Consider the following 5,545-nt stretch of genomic DNA (forward strand, 5'->3'; position numbering starts at 1 on the left):
GATTCATCACAGGTCATTGGTTTAGTTACTGCAACAACTGACGGATTAAATATTCGTAAATCAAAAGATTCTTCATCTTCTGCTAATATTGTAGGAACTGCCAACAAAGGTGGACAACTATCAGTCTATGCAGTTGAGGGAGACTGGCTAAAAGTTTCCTATAAAGATGCCTTTGCCTATATTTATAAAACATATGCACAGTTTTTAGATGCAGATGGTAACGCATTAGGAAATGTCCAAAAGCAAGTTACGACAACACAAAATATTAATCTTTACGTAAAAGCAACCTCTTCATCAAAGGTAATTTCAACTGTGAAAAGTAAAGTGAATTTACCTGTGTATAAGACGGTAAGTGGTTACCATCTAACTGTAGTGAATGGTGTACCAGGCTATATCGTGGCTAATAGTACAGCGGACGTTGAAGTAGAACAACCTTCTACTCCAGATCCAAAACCAAATCCAGAACCAAAAACAAACCCAGATCCAAAATCAGATCCAACTCCACCAACAGTTTCTGGTGATCTATTAGGTCGGGTGACGGTTGATAATTTAAATATCCGCCAAGAAGCTAACTCTACTTCTGCGGTAGTAAGTAAGCTGAAAAAGGGCGAATATGTTCAAGTGAACAGTATTAACGGTTATTGGGCTCAAGTTACCTATCAAAGTCAAAAAGGGTATGTCCATAAATCTTACTTAAAGCTATTAAATCAAAGCGGTAATCCGTTAAAAGATCGAATTATCATTATTGATCCAGGTCATGGTGGTAGTGACGTCGGAACCCTTTTCGGTAAAATTTACGAAAAAGATATAACATTAAAGGTTGGTACTCTAGTAAAGGATAAACTAGAGGCAGCAGGTGCAAAGGTATTGATGCCTCGTACTGGAGATACGTTCTCTCCGCCACAAAAACATGTTGACTTTTCACATGCTAACTACGGTGAAATCTTCGTAAGTATCCATGTGAACTCAGCAAAGAATACTGATGCAAAAGGTACCGAAACGTATTACGCTCAAACGCCTGGTGATATGTATCAAGAAGATATTGATCTTGCGACATTTGTAAACAATCAAATCGTTAAAAACGTAAATATGAAAGATCGTAAGGTCAAAGAATTTAAATACATTGTAGTTGCAAATACGAATATTCCAGCCATTCTAGTTGAGCTAGGCTTCCTAACGAATAGCGAAGACCGTGCTAAGTTGACGGATGATAAATATATTGAGTTATTTGCGGAATCCATCTACAAAGGGATTTTGGAATATTACTCAAAACAATAATAATGAAGAGCTACATCGTTCAATAGTAGACGTTGTAGCTCTTTTTGTTTGATTAGTAGTATTCAAAGGAATTTTATCAGCCAAATTCACAAGTTTAGCGGTGAAGCGAGCACTTTTAGCGGCGAAACACACGGGTTTACCAACGATAAAAAACATCCCAATCAGCGCACTAAAAAATCAACTTTCACCTTAGTTATTTTGAATTTGCATAAAGTGTTCTTTTTACGAATTGGGCAAAGTTTTGACGTGTCACTGTACCATTTGGTTTAAATGTATTATCAGCATAGCCTGTAGTAATGCCAAGTGCATATAAGGCTAGGACATCTTTAAAATATGCATGAGATGTCGGCACATCTGAGAGAGTATTATTTGTGTAGCCTTGTAGCTTGAAGCCGTTAACAAGTGCTCGTGCCATGGCAGCGCGGGTCATTGGCTGATGGGCATTGATTTTGCCATTCTCTAATGAAATGGTACCGTAGCGTAAGCCTGTTGCTAAAACGGCATAGCCATAGTCACCTGCTTTGATGTCACTCGCATTTAAGGTAGCTGAGCTTGATGCTGGAATCCCTAATGCTCGCAAAATCATTTCTGTTGCTTGCAGGCGACCTTGTGGATTAAACTTCCCATTAGTTCCTTTCACAATGCCTAGCACATATAAGTTTTTAATATCATAATAGGCACCATTCGATGAAGATACATCTGAGAAGAATGGGGCGGAAGCAATTGTCGCTTTGTTGGAACCTTTTGCGCGTGTGAGCGTTTTAATTTCTGCAATCGTTGCAAATTTTTCATCAGCATTTTTGCGATCAGCACGCCCCTCTATAAAGGTTGTACGTATCGTATATGTTCTAGCAGCTAAATTACCAGGCATAGAAATCTGATGTTTTTCTGTATGGGTACTAATATCTTTTTGATCAGCATTGTTTGTTGTGGAATCAGCAGCAAGTCCTGGAATGTAACGTTCATGCCCGTTACCAACAACTTTATCGTTTGCGTCTAAAATTTCTACTTTCAATGTACCACGTGCAGGCACATTACCATTGTTCTTAACCGTTACAATGGAGTAGAAAACAAATTTACCAGACGGTGCTACATAACTTTGCACCCCGTCAGAGTAAAGAGAAAGATTATAACGGCGGGGCACATAGCCATTATGTTTTTCGGCTACCCATTTTAAAGAATGCTTCATAAATACTTGTGTATCTTTGTCACCATTAGTAGTTGAATAGGCTGCACCATTTTCATTATCCTGCCAATCCGCTTTAGCATCTATATTACAATTTGAACAACTCTGCCTTTACCATATTCGATCGCATGGGCTGTGCCAAATTCATTTTTTTTCATTGTTTTAGGCTTGTCTGTGTAATTGTAATCTGAGAAATATAAAATAGGTGTTGCAGATCCACCTTGCCAAGGCTTCACAACTTCTACCCAATCACGATCTGTTTTTGTTAGATTAAGCTTGCTTTTGCCAAGCTCTTTTGTTGTATTTTGAATAATTGGATGAACAGTATTTATATTGCTTATTGTAGAGTTTTCTAATACAATATCGTCAATAAAATGTGAATTAAAGACTTCAGTTAAATTATCCCATTCCATTACCCAAGAATCGACATCATAGATTAATGGAGAGAGATCCATTTGACCAAGGGAATTTTGTTGATTCATTACGGGCTGTCAGGAAGGCAAAAATTGCACCACCGCCATTTCGAACGTACATTTTGACATTTTCGCGTTGCTGATGATTCATCATGACTGTATAGGCAAAGACGATTGCATCATATTGACTTAAATTTTCTATATTATTTAAGTCTCTCTTATAAATTTTCTCTACTTGGAAACCTTGTTGCTGATAGAGAAGAAAAGCTTTAAGTTCCTTATTATATGTGGAGCTATAGTCAACCTTTTCAGAAACAAGTTGGCCATTAAATGTTCCACCAGGGTGTGTAGTATTGGCGTATTTTTCACTACTTTCAGAGAAAACGACACCGATTTTCTGTGCAGCATTAGCTTGTGTTGGTGCTAAAAAAACTACAAGCATAAAAAAGCACGCTATGAGTAGTGAAATGAATAATTTCTTCGTTAAATCCACATCCTTATTTTTGTATTTGTCTTCAATTACGCGATTGCATCCTGATTTTGAAAGTGCTTGAACAATTGAACCTCAATTTCTGAGAAATTTGCACTACTTGCTTATCTTACATCTAAATAATGGATGAATAATTAAAATTTGATTTTTAACCGAGATTTTAGTACAGAGTTTTTGGGGTTTATTGTTAATTGATGTAAGGCTTAAATTGTGTTACCGAGCTAAGAGGGACAAGCAATAGGGAGAGCAATGCAGAAGATTATGGGTATAAACTCGCAATTTAGGGAAAAAGGGAAATCGTTGCATAATTTTATATAAAATCAACTCATTCCTTTCTATAAGTCTACCTGTATTTATGATATAATAACTCTTGTTTTGCTTAGTAAATAAAAGAATAAACAATTATGATTCGCGATAGAGGAGGGCAATCACATCTTCTGAGATGTATGACATTTATGAATAAACTGAAACAAACTTTTGCAAAGGTCAACAAAATTGATACGTTTTCGCCGTATTTCTTTTTACCTTTTATATTAATGCTCTATTTCTTTACAAGTCTATTTGATTTCCATCGATTTGAATTATTTAACTTACGTGTATCAATTTGGCCAGCGGTATTTTTAGCAGTAATATGCTACTACATCGGAGTGTACATTATTGATAAGTTACAATGGACAATCCCATCATTTGGTTTATCCTTCTTTGGGAAATATGTTGTTCATTTTATTTTATTTTTAACAGTCCTTGGTTTAGTTGCATATGTATTAATGATGATTTCCGGTGGTGGATTAGGGATTGCTGATGAATCCAATCGACGTAACCTCAATCCAAAATTAAACTTCTTTGCCCAATTATTATGGTATGGAGTTTTACTGCTAATATCATATAAAATGATTTTAGAAAAAAATATGACATGGAAAAAAACATTAATCTACGGCTCCATCTATGCTGCTGTAATGTTCTTATTCCTATTAATGGGTTACCGTACACCATTAATCATTATGTTATTTACTGGTATTATCATTTTCCATTACGTTGTAAAACGTGTGAAATTAACATGGTTCCTTACTGCTCTGTTTGTTATTGGAGTAGCTTTCTCGATGTTTGGTTTCTTACGTGTTGTAACAGAGGATACAACGAAGGATTTTAATAGCCGTGAACAACCAGATGTAGAATTATCTGAAACAGAAAAGGAAAAACTGTTAACAGTAGAGCAGAAAGTTAACTTAACACCAAAATGGATGCGTTCAATAAATGGTGAGAGTGTAACTGGCCATATTGTTTTAAGTAAAATTATCGAATATACGCAGCAGGAAGGCTATCTAAATGGGGAAATCCATGCTGGTATCTTCAGTACAGTTTTACCGGGTGAACAAGTGTCACCACGTATGAAAGTAACAGAAGTTGTAAACTCTCTAAGCAAAGCTGAAGGTAAATATATTACACGTCCTAACAGAACAACAACACCTACGTTTATCGGTCAATTATTCTTAGATGGCGGATATTTCCTTGTAGCGATTGGCTTCTTATTATATGGTGTATTAATCTCATTAATATATAATAAAGTGAAGCAAGGCGGTATTCGTAGCTTCCACTCAGTAGCTTATGCATTTGTCATTACCTTGTTTACAGTGTCTATGCATACTGGCTTACTTGATTTAATCTTTGTTTTAATGCTTGGCTTTGTCATAATTGCGTCAGCTATTATTAAAACGGATAAGAAAAAAATTTCATATTAACAATAAAAGGGATGTCTCAAATATTATTTGAGGCATCTTTTTTATTAAGTGTTCCAATTCGTCAGTACGTAGGTGGATGTCAATAAAACTCAAAAGTTAGGCGATAAAACTCAAAAGTTGGGCGATAAAACATGAAATTGTTTCGATAAAATATAAAATTGTTTCGATAAAACATGATATTGTTTCGATAAAATTCCTGCCGCTACGCTTTCGCACAAAAAAACAACTGTTGCCCCAACGTCCCCAGGAAAGCGCTTAGTCGGAACAGAAATCAACCCTTCATTTTGCCGAAGAGCGAGCCTATGACACCTTAATTTCATCGCATAATAACTTTCCAACAACAAAAACATACTAAGATTAGTAGTACAAACCAAGGCCATGGTTTGTGCTACTATTTTATTTAGTAGAAGTGAAGAAAAGTCGACCAGCCTCTGGGATC

The 5,545-nt window shown here is 36.0% G+C and carries 6 protein-coding genes; 2 read left to right on the forward strand and 4 right to left on the reverse strand.

Going from position 1 to position 5,545, the window contains the following annotated elements; genetic code table 11:
* On the forward strand, positions 1 to 1,278 hold a 1,278-nt coding region (locus ACQKOF_RS24890; RefSeq protein ID WP_427563037.1), incomplete at its 5' end, for an N-acetylmuramoyl-L-alanine amidase.
* A 193-nt stretch (positions 1,279 to 1,471) separates the two neighbouring features.
* Here ACQKOF_RS24890 and ACQKOF_RS24895 read toward each other — a convergent pair.
* The 3 genes from ACQKOF_RS24895 to ACQKOF_RS24905 all read right to left on the reverse strand — a co-directional run bounded on the left by ACQKOF_RS24895 (position 1,472) and on the right by ACQKOF_RS24905 (position 3,319).
* Complete coding sequence (locus ACQKOF_RS24895; RefSeq protein WP_427563040.1) at positions 1,472 to 2,467, reverse strand: S-layer homology domain-containing protein; 996 nt, start codon at positions 2,465 to 2,467, stop codon at positions 1,472 to 1,474.
* Positions 2,468 to 2,547: 80 nt separating this feature from the next.
* A complete protein-coding gene (locus tag ACQKOF_RS24900; RefSeq protein ID WP_427563043.1) occupies positions 2,548 to 2,946 on the reverse strand; it encodes a hypothetical protein in 399 nt (132 codons plus the stop codon).
* Complete coding sequence (locus ACQKOF_RS24905) at positions 2,894 to 3,319, reverse strand: ThuA domain-containing protein (protein WP_427563046.1); 426 nt, start codon at positions 3,317 to 3,319, stop codon at positions 2,894 to 2,896. The genes ACQKOF_RS24900 and ACQKOF_RS24905 overlap by 53 nt, the downstream gene beginning before the upstream one ends.
* 503 nt (positions 3,320 to 3,822) lie before the next feature.
* Here ACQKOF_RS24905 and ACQKOF_RS24910 point away from each other — a divergent pair.
* Positions 3,823 to 5,106: an oligosaccharide repeat unit polymerase gene (locus ACQKOF_RS24910; RefSeq protein ID WP_427563049.1), complete on the forward strand. Its 1,284-nt coding sequence runs from the start codon at positions 3,823 to 3,825 to the stop codon at positions 5,104 to 5,106.
* Between the two features lie 110 nt (positions 5,107 to 5,216).
* Here ACQKOF_RS24910 and ACQKOF_RS24915 read toward each other — a convergent pair.
* Positions 5,217 to 5,545: hypothetical protein (locus tag ACQKOF_RS24915; protein ID WP_427563052.1), on the reverse strand; the 329-nt coding region annotated here is incomplete at its 5' end.

It is taken from the genome of Lysinibacillus sp. NPDC093190 (assembly GCF_050280425.1).
Classification (GTDB): domain Bacteria; phylum Bacillota; class Bacilli; order Bacillales_A; family Planococcaceae; genus Lysinibacillus.